Origin of the sequence: Dietzia sp. B44, assembly GCF_014145245.1 — a bacterium.
In the GTDB taxonomy this organism is placed as follows: domain Bacteria; phylum Actinomycetota; class Actinomycetes; order Mycobacteriales; family Mycobacteriaceae; genus Dietzia; species Dietzia natronolimnaea.
On record NZ_JAALEF010000332.1, the window covers coordinates 1 to 1,410 of the forward strand.

Genomic DNA, 1,410 nt, shown 5'->3' on the forward strand with positions numbered 1-1,410 from the left:
AGGAGATCGACGAGCGGCTCGCCGATCTCCTCGCCCGCATGGTGACGGGCCACCGCGACGGCGGGGACGGGACGGACTAGACGGTGGGCCCCTCCGACCCGTGACCGACCGGCCCCTCCGGACCCTGGCCGACCGGGGTCTCCGGACCGTGACCCGCCGGGACCTCCGGCCCGTGACCGACCGGCTCCTCCGGCCCCTGGTCCAGGCGGAACGGAGGGTACTCGTCGCGCAGGAGCAGGACGTACGAACCGACCCGGTACACCCAGCGGTTCAGACCCACGATCAGGTCGAAGAGCCCGGGCAGGTAGCGGCCGGTGAACAGCAACCCGATCGCGGCGATCAGCACGAGCAGGCCCACCAGCGAGATGTTCCACTCGGCGCCCCCGTACTCCGAGGCGCTGGTCAGAGCCGCCCCGCCGCCGGTGAGGATGCCCACGATGAGCAGGTGCGGGATCACGAGCAGCCACCACTTGACCAACACCAGGCCGCGCGAGAGCCGCTCGGGGTAGGCCACGTCCAACTCGGCCGGGTAGTCGGCGGGCGCCAGCGAGAAGGGCGGGTACCGGTCCGTGCCGAGCACGGAGTAGGCGTAGAACCCCACGCGCCAGTTCCACCGCAGCACCCCGACGCTGTACATGAACCACGACCGCGGATAGCGACCGGTGAACAGCACGACCAGGCCCGCGGCGATGGTGGTGACCACCAGCGCGAACCACAGCAGCGCGATGACGATGTAGTGCGGGATCGCCAGCAGCCACTTGATCAGCCACATCGCGCGCGAGACCTGCGGGTCCGGGAGACCGGTCAGACGCAGCGGATCGGGACCCGCGCCCACGGCGTGGACGCCCGCACCGGGCCCGCGGTCGATGTCGCGCCCGAGGCCGGCGGTTCCTAGCAGGATCAGCGGCAGCCCCAGCACCAGGGCCACGATCCCGGTGACCAGAACCCCGGGATTGGCGAGCCCGAACAGCTCGGTGTGCGCGCCCACCTGCACGTCGACCCACACCGGGCGGGCGCCGTCGGCGTTCATCACCACGACCACCCAGTCGCCGGACTGCAGGTCGACGGTGATCGTCTGCTGCTCGCCGCCCGTCGCGGACTGGGCCCAGAAGTCCTGGTCGGTCGGCGGTTCGGGGGTGCGGGTGCCGGGCACCTCGTCGAGCGCGGTGTCGGGGTCGGACCCCGTGCCCCATGTGTACGGGGTCTCGACGGTGTACCCGGTGTCCCACGGGTCGTCGCCGAACACCGCGTGGGGGACGTCGTTGAGATAGGCCGAGACATCGGACGCATCGGCGATGCCGATGAACACGTCCTGATCGGGGACCACCGGGGTCGCGCGGAGCTGGATACTGATCAGGTCGTCGAGACCGAACGTGCCGACGGTGGCGCCCTCGTCGACGTGGACCGTGA

Annotated in this window: 1 protein-coding gene; it reads right to left on the minus strand. The window is 71.1% G+C overall.

Going from position 1 to position 1,410, the window contains the following annotated elements; translation table 11 throughout:
- Positions 1 to 76 precede the first annotated feature (76 nt).
- A partial coding sequence (locus G6017_RS11285) for a DUF4389 domain-containing protein (protein WP_182617399.1) occupies positions 77 to 1,410 on the minus strand: 1,334 nt, incomplete at its 5' end.